The sequence below is a fragment of the Bartonella sp. CL435QHHD genome (assembly GCF_042195095.1).
Lineage (GTDB): Bacteria > Pseudomonadota > Alphaproteobacteria > Rhizobiales > Rhizobiaceae > Bartonella.
Map to the genome: position 1 here is coordinate 68,823 of NZ_JBHINS010000007.1, position 16,401 is coordinate 85,223.

Annotated in this window: 4 protein-coding genes and 1 pseudogene; 1 reads left to right on the forward strand and 4 read right to left on the reverse strand. The window is 38.1% G+C overall.

All coding sequences use genetic code 11. The annotated features are described in order from the left end of the window. Positions 1–2: 2 nt before the first annotated feature. Positions 3–2,474 carry an autotransporter outer membrane beta-barrel domain-containing protein gene (locus tag ACFILH_RS00440; protein WP_375667193.1) on the reverse strand — a complete coding sequence of 824 codons (2,472 nt, stop codon included), beginning with the start codon at positions 2,472–2,474 and terminating at the stop codon, positions 3–5. Positions 2,475–4,841: 2,367 nt separating this feature from the next. Here ACFILH_RS00440 and ACFILH_RS00445 point away from each other — a divergent pair. After that, positions 4,842–5,431: pseudogene (locus ACFILH_RS00445) on the forward strand (integrase arm-type DNA-binding domain-containing protein); the annotation flags it as partial. A 111-nt stretch (positions 5,432–5,542) separates the two neighbouring features. Here the strand turns inward: ACFILH_RS00445 and ACFILH_RS00450 are convergent. The 3 genes from ACFILH_RS00450 to ACFILH_RS00460 form a co-directional block, all read right to left on the reverse strand. Next, positions 5,543–9,292 (reverse strand): autotransporter outer membrane beta-barrel domain-containing protein, encoded by a 3,750-nt coding sequence (locus tag ACFILH_RS00450; RefSeq protein ID WP_375667194.1) that lies wholly within the window; start codon positions 9,290–9,292, stop codon positions 5,543–5,545. A gap of 650 nt (positions 9,293–9,942) precedes the next feature. After that, the gene (locus tag ACFILH_RS00455) at positions 9,943–15,627 is read right to left on the reverse strand and encodes an autotransporter outer membrane beta-barrel domain-containing protein (protein ID WP_375667195.1); all 5,685 of its coding nucleotides are present in this window, start codon (positions 15,625–15,627) and stop codon (positions 9,943–9,945) included. Between the two features lie 638 nt (positions 15,628–16,265). Then, positions 16,266–16,401 (reverse strand): autotransporter outer membrane beta-barrel domain-containing protein (locus ACFILH_RS00460; RefSeq protein ID WP_375667198.1); only part of this gene is annotated, 136 nt, incomplete at its 5' end.

Below are 16,401 nucleotides of genomic sequence, written 5' to 3' on the forward strand. Positions count from 1 at the left end.
TCTTAAAACTGGTAGCGTATTCCACCTGAAAAGCTTGCTCCTGATATACCAGTTTTTTGAAGCTTATGTTGATAGTTAACATCAGCATGAAGGGCGATATTTTGTGATAATTGTGCATTTATACCAAGTCCACCTTCAAGGGCAGCTCCCATAGAATCAAGGTGGAATGGTTCACCAATCTGTATGGTGCCATTGTTAGAAAAAGCTTTAACAATATTTAATTTACCATAGAAAGAAAGCATACTGCCTTTTTCAATAGAAATCGTCGTTTGTGTTAAGCGCCCACCAACACGCACTAACCATTGATAAGGATTTCCCATATCTACATCAAACCCATCGACATCTGAGAGTGTGCCAAGCATGAGACGCTGATAAACAACTTGTGCTTGTGGTTCAAAGACCAATCCTTTCGTACTGGTTTCGAACTTTTGTCCAATGGTCGCCGATGCACTGAATGTATCAGCGTTTTTCAATTCTGCAGTCTTTCCTATGAGAGCTGTGGTGATATCTCCCTTGAGCATTCCATAGGAAAAGAGAGCATGGATATATGTACCATTATTATGGTGCAGTCCACTATATGCAGCAATTGACCATTTATTGAGTGTACTCTTGTCAGCACCTTCCATGTCTTTTGGGGTGAAAGCTAATTTCCCATATGTCCCGAAAAGCCCCACATTGGTGGTCATGTTTTGATCTTCTAGAGCTACTAATGTAAAGCCTGCTTGTAAAGAAGCATAGTGAATATCGGCACCATAGCCATATTGTAATGGCGTACGGTGAGAGGATAATGTCATTTTATTGCCATAAGTCGAGAAGAAGATCCCTTTGTTTTTATGATTTTTTTTCTCAAAGCCTGTTTCTTGTATCGTGTTCAGTAAAGTGTTTTGATTGTTTACATCAGCCAGTCCAGCTGAGAATAGTGCGTTAGGCATGGACAAATAGCTTGCCACTTGAGGAACGAGAGCTCTGATCTTTCCTTCATCATCGAGCGTTGCACTTTGCAAGCGGAAATCCCAGAAATTCTGATTTTCTCTCAAATGGTTTTGTATGCTCCCTATTTGCTCAGAATTTGGTGTTGATTCAACTTTTATATTATTCTCATCCCTTAAAGCTATTCCGCCAAATGCAGCGAAGGTCGTGTCGGTTTTTGAGTCCTTTTCTTGTGATTGTTGACTTACTTCTCCTAAATGGCTTTGTGTGCTCTCTGCTTTTCCAAGACGTGATGTCGGTCCATAGGCATTTAAGACATATTTATAAGGCAAGCCGCCCATTGTGACATAGCCATTTGCTAGTTTGAAGGCATTTTTATCTGTTTTTCCAGATACTTGAATGAGCGACAGTCCACGCATATTCGCGGGAATAGAAGCTTCTTCTTTTGATGACACACCTTTTGAAAGGCTATTGAAACTAATTGTTGTGGTGCCTGTTACATCTCCATGGATAAGAAGGCGGTCCGTTTTTTGTTGTTCTCTTTCTAAACCATCACTCCATTCTGTATTGAAATAAATCCTTGCATTGCCTACTGCATTATAAACGGTTTCTATAGCGGAGTCCCTGTTTTCATGTGGATTAGGGAGCTCAATTGTCCGTCCTACACTCAAGGTTTGATATTGACTCTTTGCCAGCCTATGTGGCGCATTAAACACAATAGAGCTATTACTAAAGTTCAGTACTGAAACGGTAGACAGCGCTCGTTGCTTAATGTCATGGAGTGCATAATTATATGGACTAAAATCACGATTTATGTCGTATTGACTTACATTTAAATACCATTTGCTATTGTTGTTTAAATTAAAAACAGTCGTATTTACTGCTAAGGTTCTTGCTCTTCCTTCTATAATCGAATTATCGGCAGTTAATACGAAAGTCACAGGATGAGGATCTGAATCTGTTTTCTTTTTTACATTGTTTTGTAATAATACATCAGAACGAATTTCTGAATTTCTAAGTTGAACTTCGGCAACAGACTTTGAAGATGACGGTCCTAAAATACCGACACCATTTCTCACAAGAAGTTTTGTATTGTTAAGAATTGCCTTATTGATAACTTCTTCACCATCTTTCAGATAATTTATGCTATGAAAAACAATACCGGATTTTCTTTTGGTTTCTATGAATGAATCTTCAATGTTAATGATACCGTTTTCAATTGATAGACCAGTATCCAAGGCATTGACTTTCACTTCTTTAGCATTAATACGTCCACCTTGTGATGCAGCAAAAGCAAACGAAGCTGAATGTATTGTTGAGTTTGTAATTGTGGCAATTGCTTTTTCTTTGGCATACACTGCGCTCGGTCCATTGCGGATAAAAACATTATTAAGAGTTTTTTCTTCTCCTTTCTCCAGCTTAAACTCACTAATAATTTCAGGAGGTTGTCTATTTGCATAAGTTGGAGCAAAATGAGAAAAAATGAAAGTTCCAGCAATTGTACATAACAAAAAATTTTTCTTATAAATATATTTCTTACACATAGATATGCCTTTAGTATTTGGTATGCTTTGATGCTTACTTCATTCCCCTGATGGCGCAAGTACCCGATCAGTTTTTATATCATTACGTTTTTATTGTAAATAACAAAACGAATTATATTTATGGTGTTCTCTATGATTTGAAGTTTTGCTTCAGAAAAATTTGTTCATGATCATAAAAAGTCGAGAAAAGTGGATTTCATAAAACCTAGCTTGGTTAAGCTTATGCTAAAAGCACTATGAAGTATGATATTTAAAAACTGTCTATTAAAGATAATCGCTATAAAAGCTCTATCGCATTGAGATGTATTATTTGATGTACTCACCAAAACGATCAGAAAATTTTCTCTGCTAGAAGAAGTGATGAGGGGGCTATTCACAGGCTTTCTTTAAAGAAGCTTTTCCTTAAGGGTAGCAAAGTCCATTTTTCTAAGGTCGCACAGCCCATTTCGCGATGGTTTTCATGAATGCTATAACGCTAAAGCTATAGAGTCCCATCATCTTTATACTTACGAAGGAGCAAGCCGATACCTTTACGGCTTAATAAAAGAGCAACCCCATTACATACTTTGCTAGCTCCCAATGTTGTGTGGATAGCCTTTGGCACTTGAGGCGGTGCATGAGAGGAATTCTTAGGCTTTTCTTATATAACTTTGCTTCACACGCCAGTCCCGCTTGTAATGTGTAAGTGAATGATTTTGATTAGTTCAACATGGAACAGATTTTAAATGAGAGAAATTTACGATATTCAGAACTCTAACTCAATGAAAGTAACGCTAAATTATCATTATAAATCAATATTTTGAATATTTCATTTAAAACATCTTTTATTGATACAAAAAGAACTTTATTGAGTTATTTCATTTTATAAATGAAAAAATTAGCTTTCTTGAGCGTTTTGTATGTGAAAGATAAAGCGCTTGTTGTTAGATTTTCTTTTCATGCATTAATTTTCTCAAAACTGTTTGTTTAGAAGAACCAGCAATGGAAGTGTAAATAAATCTTTATAGATAGCGACAACACATCGTAAAGAAAGAATTTATTTTATTTCTATAATAGATTGTAAATAACAAAAAAATACACTCCGTTTTTTTGTTAATAGTAAACGGATCAATATGCTTATTTTTTTATAATTTTATATTAAAATTGGTAGTGTATTCTATCAGAAAAACTTGTCTCGGCTATACGTCTTTTAAAATTTTTTCTGATAGTTTACATCAATATAGAAGGTTAAATTGTGAGATAACTGTGTATTGTGCTAAACGCACCTTTAATGGCAGGATCTATCGGATTAAGGTAAAAATGAATACCAATCTGTTTAGTATCATCAATATCAAAGTTTTTTAAGGAAGTTCACTTTCTCATACAAGGATGGGGTACAATCTTCTACGGTCCTAACAATAGTTTTTGTTAGATACCTACCTATCCGGACTAACTGGGGAGGCTGTCTGATTTAATTTTAAGATCATCAATATGTTAAAAGTTGGTAAAAATCAAATCCTTAGCACACAAATTATGTTCGTGGTTCAAAAGGTTAGTTCTCTGATTATTCTTTGCAAATTTTTGACAAATAATTGTTGAGGCAATTAACATTTTTACAGCATAACTTTAATAGTATTTTTTATAGAAGTTTTAGAGATATCTGCTGTACAGATATCACAAGGGAAGAGTGTAGCCATATGAAAACACCATTATGCTCTGTTATATTGTAAGCTATGATTGATGATTTATCCAGTGTGCTTTTTTTCATTTTCTATATCCTTTGGAGTGAATGAGAGTGGCTGTAGGTTCCTATCTATTTCAAATGTGTAGTGATTAACTTTTCATTTTTCTAATATCATCTTTGCTTGGACAGCTCTATGGCGCATATTAGCACCATATCTATCTTCAAAGAGGAGCATAATCAAACGGTAGAGTTTCTGTACTTCCATAAGTGAAAAAGCAAGAAATCTTCTATTTTTTAAGATTTATTCTTAATGCTGTTATCTTTATATTATCTAAAAATACACTTTTTTAGCTTTATGGGCAAATTCGATGATGAATAGCTGCGCAACCCATGTGAAGAGGAGGAAAATTGTATTTAAGTAGAAAAGAAAACACTTCAGGAAAAAATGGATTTCATGTTCGAAAAGGCTGCATACTTTGTGACATATTCTAGATAAAAATACCTTATCTTTTATCTTGATAAAAATGGTATAATGTAATGATTTATAAAGATAATTTATCGGTACTTTCATTGAATTAGAGTTCTGAATAACGTAAGATTTTCTCATTTTAAACCTGTTTGTCTTAAATCAAGAAAAACCATTCTCTTGCACACCACAAGCGGGGCTGGCGTGTGGGTAAAAAATGTATAAGAAAGGACTAAAAATGGCTCTTATGAATCGTCTCAAGAGCCAAGGGCTTTAGCAACACCCACGAGCTGGAAAATATAATGATGGTGCCGGATTGCTCCTTCACAAACGTAAAGATGGTGGTACTCAATGGCTTTACCGTTATATCTTTCACGGGGGGCGCTGTTGCTAAATGGACTTGGGTGCCTTGAGAGATGTTTCTTTAAAACAAGCTCGTGAATTGGCAACTGGGTGGCGTGCTGTTTTACGTGAGGGGCGTGCCCCCATTAAAGAACGTGAGAAACGAAAACGTGAGGCAATGCGTAATCTCCATTACTTAAAAGACATTGCCTTAGATGCTTTTGAAAGTTGTAAAGCTGAATTAAAAATGATGGTAAAGATGGAAACGGGTTTTCACCTTTAAAACTCCATATTCTCCTCAAATTAGGCTGTTTGCCTATTTCAGAGATTACACAAACAGAAATACGCAATATCCTCGCTCCCATCTGTCATACAAAAGCTGGAGCTGTTAATACAGCACTGATGCGTCTCAAGCTTTGTTTTAAACATGGGCGTTGCGCGTGGATGTTGATTTTACAGGCAGTAGAAAAAGCAAGGGCTCTCTTAAGGAGGGATAGTGTAGTGTTATTAGGATTTATAAAGCGAAAAGGCAGCATATTGTAGCTGCCTTTTTTGTTAATGCATAGAAAAGAAATACGCTGTTTTGACAGTTTTATTTTAAAACTGATAGCGTATGCCGCCTGAAAAGTTTGCACCACTTATACCAGTTTTCTGAAGCTTTTGTTGATAGCTGACATCACCATGAAGGGAGAAATTGTGAGACAGTTGCGCATTAATGCCAACGCCGCCTTCAATTGCAGGTCCCATAGGATCAAGGTCAAAATCTCTGCCAATCTGGATGGTACCATTATCACCAAAGGTTTTGATCAAGTTTACTTTTCCATAGAAAGACATAGGACGGTTGTTTTCAGTGGAAATGGTTTTTGTCAAACGTCCACCAACACGGATCAACCATTGAGAAGGATTGTTCATATCAACGGTAAAATTATCAGCATCTTCAATGGTATTAAACATCAAATGTTGATAGGCAATTTGTGCTTGCGGCTCAAATGTTAAACTTTCCATTCCGGTTGCAAACTCTTTGCCAACAGTGGTGGAGATACTCAACATTTTGGCATTTTGCAATTTTGCGGTTTTGCCAATGATAGCATTGCCGATATCTCCTTTTAGAATTCCATAGGATAACAGTGTATCCATATAGAAACCATTGTTATGCTGCACGCTGCCATAAGCTGTTAGTGACCATTTATCCAATGTGCTCTTACTTACATCATCCATATCCTTTGGAGTGAAAGACAGCCGCCCATAGGTGCCTACAAGACCGAAATGTGTTGTGGTATTTTGTCCTTCTAATGCCGCGAATGTAACACCGGCTTGTAGAGCAGCATAGCGGATATCAGCACCATAACCATATTTGAGAGGTCCGCGTTCAGAAGATAAGGTTCCTGTGTTTCCGTAAGTATAGAGGAAGAAACCGGTTTGTTTTTCTTCTTCTTTTCCTAAGACAGATGTTCTGATATTGGCTAAGAGTGCGTTTTGTTTAGCCATATCGGTTAATCCACTATAGAAGAGAGCATTTGGCATGACCAAATAGCTTGCTGTTTGTGGTACAGGGGCAACGGTAGGGATATTTGTTTCAGGATCAGGATTTGAACCAGAATTGGAGTCAAGCAGTTCGGGTTGCAAACGGAAATCCCAGAAATTTTCATTCTTTTCATCAAAGAGGTTTTGTGCAATATCGGCGTTGCCTTGGCTTGAGTCTGGTCCATAGGCACGTAGTGTATACATATCTGGTAAGCCACCTCTTGTGGTATAGCCATTTACCAGTTTGAAAGAGTTTTCCTCTGCTTTTCCAGAAACTTGAATAAGTGAAAGACCCCGGACATTGGCAGCAGCAGAGGTATTTGCTTCGATATTGTTCTCTTCTAAGCGCCCCGTGACATAAACTGATGTGTTGCCAGAGACATCCCCATGGATCAAAAGTCTATCGGTTTTTTGGTCATTTATTGCAGCACCATCACTCCAAGCCGTGTTGAAGTAAATCTTTGCATCACCCATTGCATTGTAGACTTCTTGCGTGTCTGGTTTACCAGAACCTATATGCAATGTTTGGTAATGATCTTCGGTTGGTCCATTAAAGATAATGGAGCTGTTATCGAGATTAAGCGTGGAAATATCAGAACGAGATCTTTGAGCGATATCAAGGAGATTGCCATCATCATCTTTTTCATTTTTGCTGATTTTCAACGTCCATTTTGTATTGTTTTTCAGATCAAAGTGCACATTTCTGTCTTTAGCAATATTTGCTCTGCCCTCTAGAATAGACTGATCTGCGCTTAATGTGAAGGTGCCGTTGGAGATCGTTTTAACCTCTTTACCATCCCACAAATCTTCATCTTTCCATGATGTTTTGTCCCAAAAAATACCATCTCCTAATAATACGTCAGCATGGACTTCTGATTTTTTAAGATTGACTGTGCCGATTGATGGAGCTGTAGCATCTTCGATGCTTTTTTCAACAACAGCTCTAACGAAAATTCCTGTGCCATTTTCAGCATGAAGCTCTGCATTGGTCAGATTGATCTCATTACTATGATATTTTTGCGGATCATGCGAGCTATTCGGATTATTATCAAAGAAAGTTGCGAATTGTAAACCGGCAACTTCTGCTGTGGCAGAAACATCTGTCAGATCAATATGTCCGCCATTTATTACAACCAGCGCAGCCATTTTTGCTTCTATTGTATTTTTCTTCCCCTTCTGAGGAGTATCGGATTGGGTATCTAGGCCTTTAGAATTAGTATCAATAGCACGATTGCTCGTTTTAATTGTGCTACCTTCAATGACAAAAAGACCAACATCAACATTTTGAATGGTTGTTTTGCCATTGAATTCAACTATACTATCGGCATCCCAAATGTTTACACCAACGGTTGCTGCTTCGGACTCACCACCGGTTATTGTTAAATCTCCGCTAATGATTTGACTTCCACCGTCTGCATAAAGACCTTCATCGACATTTTGAATGGTTGTTTTGCCGGTTAACTGAATTTCACTACCAGAATCCTCTGTCCGTACACCAATGCTTATTTTGCCGAGATTTTCATTAATTGCTTTACCACCGACTACTGTTAAATTTTCGCTGGTAATTTTGCCACCATTTATTGCTCTAAGACCCTTCAAAATATTATTAATCGTTGCCGTTCCATGCAATTCAATTCTGCTATCAGGACCAAGTGCAAGTGCACCGGTTCCCGCGTCATTCGTTGTTAAAGCTATATCCGTGACATCAATCTGTCCACCATTTCGTGCCTCAAGCCCATGTGTGAATTTTTCAATGGTTGTTTTTCCATTTAGTTCGATCTTGCTGTTAGGCAGGTCAACTCCTACACCAGTGCTTTCTTCTTTTGCTCCAGAACCGATGAGTGTTAAATTTTCGCTGGTGATTTTACCACCATCAAATGCTCCAAGACCGTTCAAAGCATTGTTAATCTTTGTATTGCCTTTTAATTCAACTATGCTATCAGAACCAAGTGCAAGTGCACCGTTTCCGAAGTTATCGGTTGTTAGAGTAACATCCGTAATTTCAATACGTCCACCATGTTCTGTAAATAATGCGCCTTCATGTCCATTCAAACTTCCTCCTATGACAGCCCCTCCTTTCATTGTGATCTTGGATTCTATACCATCTGCATGGAGTCCAGTACCATTAGATGATGCGACTGTAACATTGTTGTTTAAAGTAATGGTGCTGCCATTTTGAGCAGATATTGCTGTATTTTTTGCACGAAATGATCCTCCAGAGATTGTTATTGTCGAGTGATCATCTGCAGATATGCCTGTTAGTGCTTGAGTAACGGTTACATTATTCAAGGTTACTGTGCTGTTTTTAGCACTTATTCCTAAGGATAGTGAACTGTTATCGTTTTCACTCGATATTACCACGTCTTCCAGCTTGTTTTTTTTACTCTTACTGTCAGAAAAGGAAGCACCAGTGCTAGATAAAATGCCAGATGAGGAGGCCTCCATTCCAGAATATGTAATTGTTCCCTTAGTCATTTGAAGTGTAGCACCGTCTTTGGCTTCAAGGCCTAAGAAAATACCAGAACCAGTGCCTTTAATGGTTGTGCCATCCAGTAACTCAATCGCACTGTTAGCACCTTCTGCTGTTACAGCATAGACGGTTTGGTTTGTGCCTTGGTTTATATCTTTATTCGTAACAATGGTTAAATGTTTTCCAATGATTTTGCCACCGTCTTTTGCGTGAATAGTTTCGTAGGTTTTATCGGATACTTCTTGTTGTTTTCCCCCAGAAACTACGAGGGTTTCAGCATGTGCACTGAACTGGATATTGAATAGGATGATAGCGGCTGCAGCCGTGCATGATAAAAGGGATGTTTTATACACTAGTATTCTCCTTATGATAGCCCCCAAATATTCATTTCCCCGCGAACTTCATAAGAAGAAGTGAAAATGGATAATTGTTATTAATTTCAGTAATTGTCTTTATTTGGTAAGACATTTTTGGTTTTTTGTCAAAATTAAAAAATAATTGATATTAATTATGTCTAATACAAAATGTATTTATAATTGATTTTATTTAAAGAATTATAATTTTGAATATTATTATTCAGAGAAATATTCTGAGATACTGATATAGTGGTACCATAACATCTTTTACGTGATGGTAGGGATTATTATATGACGCAAATTGGGGTTATGAGGGAACAAAAAAGGATGTAGAAGAAGCTTATAAAAAAGCTAACTTACTTGGGCTTAAAGTGGGTTGTCATCTTTCAACACAGTGGTATTAATTTATTTCTAATAGACTTCTCTTTTTTTCAAAGTAGGAAGTACTCTTCATCCACTGGGGATAGAAGTGCTCTGTTGCGTTTGTTGTGTCTTGTCTTGGGGATTTTCGTAAAGAACTAAGTATTAAGAGGGAAGGGTGCTTTAAAAGGAAAAAGGATGACTTTAATGTACAAAAAAGGCAGCATATTGTGCTGCCCTTTTTGTTAAATTGAATAGAATGAATAGGCTATTTTTACAGCCTTGATTTAAAACTGATAGCGTATGCCACCTGAAAAGCTTGCACCACTTATACCAGTTTTCTGAAGCTTTTGTCGATAGCTTACATCACCGTAAAAAGAGAAATTGTGAGACAGTTGTGCATTGATGCCAACGCCGCCCTCAATTGCTGTTCCCATGGGATCAAGGTCAAAATCTCTGCCAATCTGGATGGTACCATCATCACCAAAGGTTTTGATCAAGTTTGCTTTTCCATAGAAGGAAATGGCAGGACCATTTTCAGTGATCATAATGGTTTTGGTTAAACGTCCACCAACACGGATCAACCATTGAGAAGGATTGTTCATATCAATTTTTAAATTATCAGCATCTTCAATGGTATCAAACATCAAATGTTGATAAGCAAGTTGTATTTGGGGCTCGAAGGTTAAACCTTCCATTCCGGTAGAAAATTGTTTGCCAACGGTGGTGGAAATACTCAACATTTTTACATTGTTCAATTTCGCGGTTTTACCAATGATAGCATTGGTGATATCGCCCTTTATTATCCCATAGGATAAAAGCGTATCGATATAGAAACCACTGTCATGTTGTACACTACCATAGGCAGTGAGAGACCATTTATCTAGGGTGCTTTTACTTGCATCCTGCATCTCTTTTGGAGTGAAAGACAGCTGCCCATAGGTACCTAAAAGACCAAGATGTGTAGTAGTGCTGTGCCCTTCTAACGTAGTCAATGCAACCCCACCTTGTATAGCAGCGTAGCGAATATCAGCACCATAACCATATTTAAGGGGACCGCGTTTCGAGGATAAGGTTCCTGTACCCCCATAGGTAGAGAGGAAGAAACTGTTTTTTAGATTTTTCTGCTCTCCCAAGACTGTTGTTCTCATATTGGCTAAAAGTGCATTTTGCTTGGCCATATCGGCCAATCCAGTATAAAAGAGGGCATTTGGCATAACCAAATAGCTTGCCATTTGTGGTACAACTGCTCTTACTTTTGAATCGGGGTCAAAAAATTCAGGCTGCAAACGGAAATCCCAGAAATCTTTATCCTTTTCATCGAATAAGTTTTGGTTAGCATTGGCTTTGCCATAGCTTGAGACTGGTCCATAGGCAGTCAGCGTATATTTATAAGGAGTTCCTCCTATGGTGGTATAGCCATTTTTCAATTTAAAGGAGTCTTCTTTTGCTTCTCCAGAAACTTGAATAAGTGAAAGTCCACCTATATTTGAAGGATCAGAGGCATTTTCTACACTCTCTTTATCCCCTGAAACATTTTTGACATAAACTGTTGTGGTGCCTGCTACATCACCGTGAATGAGAAGCCTATCGGTTTTTTGTGCATCTATTGCAACACCATCACTCCATATAGCGTTGAAATGAATTTCTGCCTCACCAGAGGCATTATAGACTGCTAGAATGTTCGGTATTCCAGATCCTATATGCAATGTATGATAATGATCTTCTACCGGTCCATTAAAAACAATAGAACTATCATTGAGATTGAGCACAGAAATATCAGAACGTGACCTTTGAGCAATAGCAAGCAGTTTTCCGTCATCATCGGTTTCTTTTGTACTGGTTTTCAATATCCATGTTGTCTTGTTTGTCAAATCAAAGCGTACAGTTCTGTTTTCTGCAATTTTTGCTCTTCCCTTTAATACGGAGTGATTAGCATTTAATGTAAAAGCAAAATTATTTTCTTTAGTTGAAGCTTTTGCTGCTAATAAAATATCGGCACTGATTTCTGAATTTTTGAGATTGGCTATACCGATTGATTGGTCTGCGTTAATTCCAATACTATTTTCAGTGCGAATCTTTGTATTTGTCAAGTTGATTTCTAAGGCATTATCGTCCTCGGATTTATCAAATGTTATGCCACTGTTTTCTGCTGTTGCAGAAACATTTGTTACATCAATATATCCGCTATTTTTTAAAACAAATGCTGATCCTTTTGCTGCTACGGTCCCTCCATTCATTTTAATTGTGCCACCGTTTTCTGCATAAAGTCCGATGAAAGTATTGCTAATCGCTGTATTTCCATGCAATTCAATTAAGCTGTAAGGATTGCTGGCAGCTGCACCGTATCCGTTGCCATCCATCGTTGTTAGAGCAACGTCTGTGACCTTAATATGTCCACCGTTCATTGCAAACAATGCCATGGTTTTCGCAGTTACTGTTCCACCAGTCATTATAATTGTGCCACTATTTTCTGCATCAAGTCCGGTTACAGCATTATTAATTGTTGTCTTTCCATATAATTCAATCAAGCTTTCAGGATCGGTTGCAGCAGCACCATAGTTACCATTTTTTGTTGTTAAAGCAACATCTGTGACTTTAATATGCCCACCGCTTTTTGCAAGCAATGCCATGTTTGTTGCGGTTACAGTTCCACCCGCCATTGTGATAGTACCACTATTTTCTGCATTGAGCCCGATGAAAATATTATCAATTGTTGTCTTTCCATCCAATTCAATCAAGCTGTCAGGATCAGTGGTAGCTGCACCGTATCCGTTGCCATCCATTGTTGTTAGAGCAACATCTGTGACTTTAATATGCCCACCGCTTTTTGCAAGCAATGCCATGTTTGTTGCGGTTACAGTTCCACCCGCCATTGTGATTGCACCACTGTTTTCTGCATTGAGCCCGATGAAAGCATTATTAATCGTTGTCTTTCCATCCAATTCAATCAAGCTGTCAGGATCAGTGGTAGCTGCACCGTATCCGTTGCCATCCATTGTTGTTAGAGCAACATCTGTGACTTTAATATGCCCACCGCTTTTTGCAAGCAATGCCATGTTTGTTGCGGTTACAGTTCCACCCGCCATTGTGATTGTACCACTATTTTCTGCATTGAGCCCGATGAAAATATTATCAATTGTTGTCTTTCCATCCAATTCAATCAAGCTGTCAGGATCAGTGGTAGCTGCACCGTATCCGTTGCCATCCATTGTTGTTAGAGCAACATCTGTGACTTTAATATGCCCACCGCTTTTTGCAAGCAATGCCATGTTTGTTGCGGTTACAGTTCCACCCGCCATTGTGATAGTACCACTATTTTCTGCATTGAGTCCGATGAAAGCATTATTAATCGTTGTCTTTCCATCCAATTCAATCAAGCTTTCAGGATCAGTGGTAGCTGCTCCGTATCCGTTGCCATACATCGTTGTTAGAGCAACATCTGTGAGCTTAATATGTCCACCGCTTTTTGCAAGCAATGCCATGTTTGTTGCGGTTACAGTTCCACCCGCCATTGTGATAGTACCACTATTTTCTGTATTAAGTCCGATGAAAGCATTATTAATCGTTGTCTTTCCATCCAATTCAATCAAGCTGTCAGGATCAGTGGTAGCTGCTCCGTATCCGTTGCCATACATCGTTGTTAGAGCAACATCTGTGAGCTTAATATGTCCACCGCTTTTTGCAAGCAATGCCATGTTTGTTGCGGTTACAGTTCCACCCGCCATTGTGATAGTACCACTATTTTCTGTATTAAGTCCGATGAAAGTATTATTAATCGTTGTCTTTCCATCCAATTCAATCAAGCTGTCAGGATCAGTGGTAGCTGCACCGTATCCGTTGCCATCCATTGTTGTTAGAGCAACATCTGTGACCTTAATATATCCACCGCTTTTTGCAAACAGTGGCATGTTTGTTGCGGTTACAGTTCCACCCGCCATTGTGATAGTACCACTATTTTCTGTATAAAGTCCGATGAAAGCATTATTAATCGTTGTCTTTCCATGCAATTCAATCAAGCTTTCAGGATCGCTGGTAGCTGCACCGTATCCGTTGCCATCCATTGTTGTTAGAGCAACATCTGTGACCTTAATGTGTCCACCGCTTTTTGCAAGCAATGCCATGTTTGTTGCGGTTACAGTTCCACCCGCCATTGCGATATTACCACTATTTTCTGTATAAAGTCCGATGAAAGCATTATTAATTGTTGTGTTCCCATCCAATTCAATTAAGCTTTCAGGATCGGTGGAAGCTGCACCGTATCCGTTTCCGTCCATCGTTGTTAGAGCAACATCTGTGACCTTAATATATCCACCGTTCATGGTAAACAATGCTGCGCTTTTCGCAGTTACAGCTCCTCCCGTCATTATGATGACACCACTGTTTTCCGCATCAAGTCCATTTATAGCATTAGTAATCGTTGTCTCTCCATCCAATTCAATAAAGCTGTAAGGATCGGTGGAAGCTGCCCCGTTTCCGTTTCCGTCCATCGTTGTTAGAGCAACATCTGTGACCTTAATATATCCACCTTTTTGTGCAAATAATGCTCTGTTTCCCGCAGTCACTGTCCCTCCCATCATTATGATTGTAGAGAATAAACCTTCTGCATAGAGTCCATCACCATTAGATGATGTAACTTGAACGCTGCCTTCTTTACTATTGGCTAAAGTAATGAAGCTGCCGTTCATTACGGATAGCCCTGTGTATCCTCCATCAAATGCTCCTCCTAATATCGTTACTTGTGAACCATCTTCTGCGGATATGCTGGTGTCTGCTTGCGTAATGGTTACATTTTCTAAAGTGAGATGACTTCCGGCAAAGGCCGTTATTCCTGTGAATAAAAACTCTTCTTTTTCATTTTCTAATTCACTTTCCCATCCAGGGTCTAATTCATTGTCCGATGTTTTTACATTTTCTAGCTTGTCTTGATCACTTATGCTGGTATTTGCATAAGTAATGGTTACATTTTCTAACTTGTTTTTATCGCTTTTACTCTCATTGAAGAACGCACCAGTTTCAAAAGCCGTAATGGTTCCTCCAGTCATTGTGATTGTGCTACCGTTTGTTGCATAAAGCCCAATTACAGCGTCATTAATTACCGTATTTCCGTGCAGTTCAATTGTGCTGTCAACATCATTAGCTATTGCACCGATTCCGGTGCCATCTTTTTTTAAAGTAACATCTGTGACGTCAATATGTCCGCCATTTTCTGCAAGTAATGCTGTATTTTCTCCAGTGACTGATCCTCCTATCATTGTGATTGTGGATTGTGCACCATTTGCATAGAGTCCGTCACCATGAGATGATGTAACTTGAACACTGCCTTTTTTATTATCGGCTAATTCACTATAGGTTAAAGTAATAGCGCTGCCTTCCGTAGCAGATATTCCTTTGAGTTCTCCATCAAATGCTCCTCCTAAAATCGTTACTTCAGAATGATCATTTGCAAATATACTGGTGTTTGCTTGCGTAACCGTTACGTTTTCTAAAGTAACTTTGCTTTTGTTGTCGGCATTTATTCCCTTGTCCATGAAGTGGTCATCTTTACCGCTTGATATTGTTACACCTTCCAGCTTGTTTTTATCATTCATACTGTTTTCGAAGAAAGCGCCAATTTCAGAAACCGTAATAATGCCTCCAGTCATTTTGATTGTAGCACCATCTTTTGCATTAAGACCGAGACGAATGTCAAAATCAGTTCCTTTAATGGCTGTGTCTTGCAGTAATGTAATCGCACTGCCAAGACCGTCAGCTGTTACAGCATAAATATCCGTGTCTTTATTCCCAACCACAGTTAAATGTGTGCCGGTGATTTCCCCGTTGTCTTTCGCATTAATAATCTCATACGTTGTGTTAGATACTTCTTTTTTCTCGCCGGAAACTTCAAGAGTTTCAGCATATACATTGAGATGGGTGTTTAATAGCATGACAGTTATGACAGCCGTGCAGGATAAAAGGGACTTTTTACACATCAAGATTTTCCTAAATTATAAGTAAATTATAAGTGCCACACACTCTTCCCCCGCTTATAAGAAGGATATCAAATGGATGGGTACTTTAGAGATGGAACGTGAATAGGCGATTTTTATTTTTATGTAAAGTATAAAATAAATTATACATTTAATATATAATGTATTATACTTAAATTCATTTAGTATTATATGAATGCATTATGTTAATATTATATAAGTATTATAAGTTTTTCTATTCAAGATATGTGTTATGTTTGCATAAAACTTGTTTCTTATGCTTAAAGAAAAGGAGTAGGCAAGAAAATTAAAAAAAACTGTATGCTTGAGCTTGATAGGGATCTCTTTCAACATCATGAAACCAAAGATGGTACCATAGCTTTCATGTTTTTCTTTAACACGGTTACGATAAAATAGCGCTCATTGATTTTTCAATCGACGTTTAGTTTTTTTCAAGGGATATTTTTACTAGTTGAAAGCGCGATATTTTATTGTTTTGAGTTTTTTAACTAATTTTCTTAAAGAAAAATGTTGGCGGTGTGTATTGGTAGAGAAGAATAGGGGAGAGATAAAAAGGCAGCACGATGTGCTGCCTTTTTTTAAAATTGAATAGAATGAATAGGCTACTTTTCAACCTTGATTTAAAACTGATAGCGTATGCCGCCTGAAAAGTTTGCACCACTTATACCAGTTTTTTGAAGCTTTTGTTGATAGCTGACATCACCATGAAGGGAGAAATTGTGAGACAGTTGCGCATTAATGCCAACGCCGCCTTCA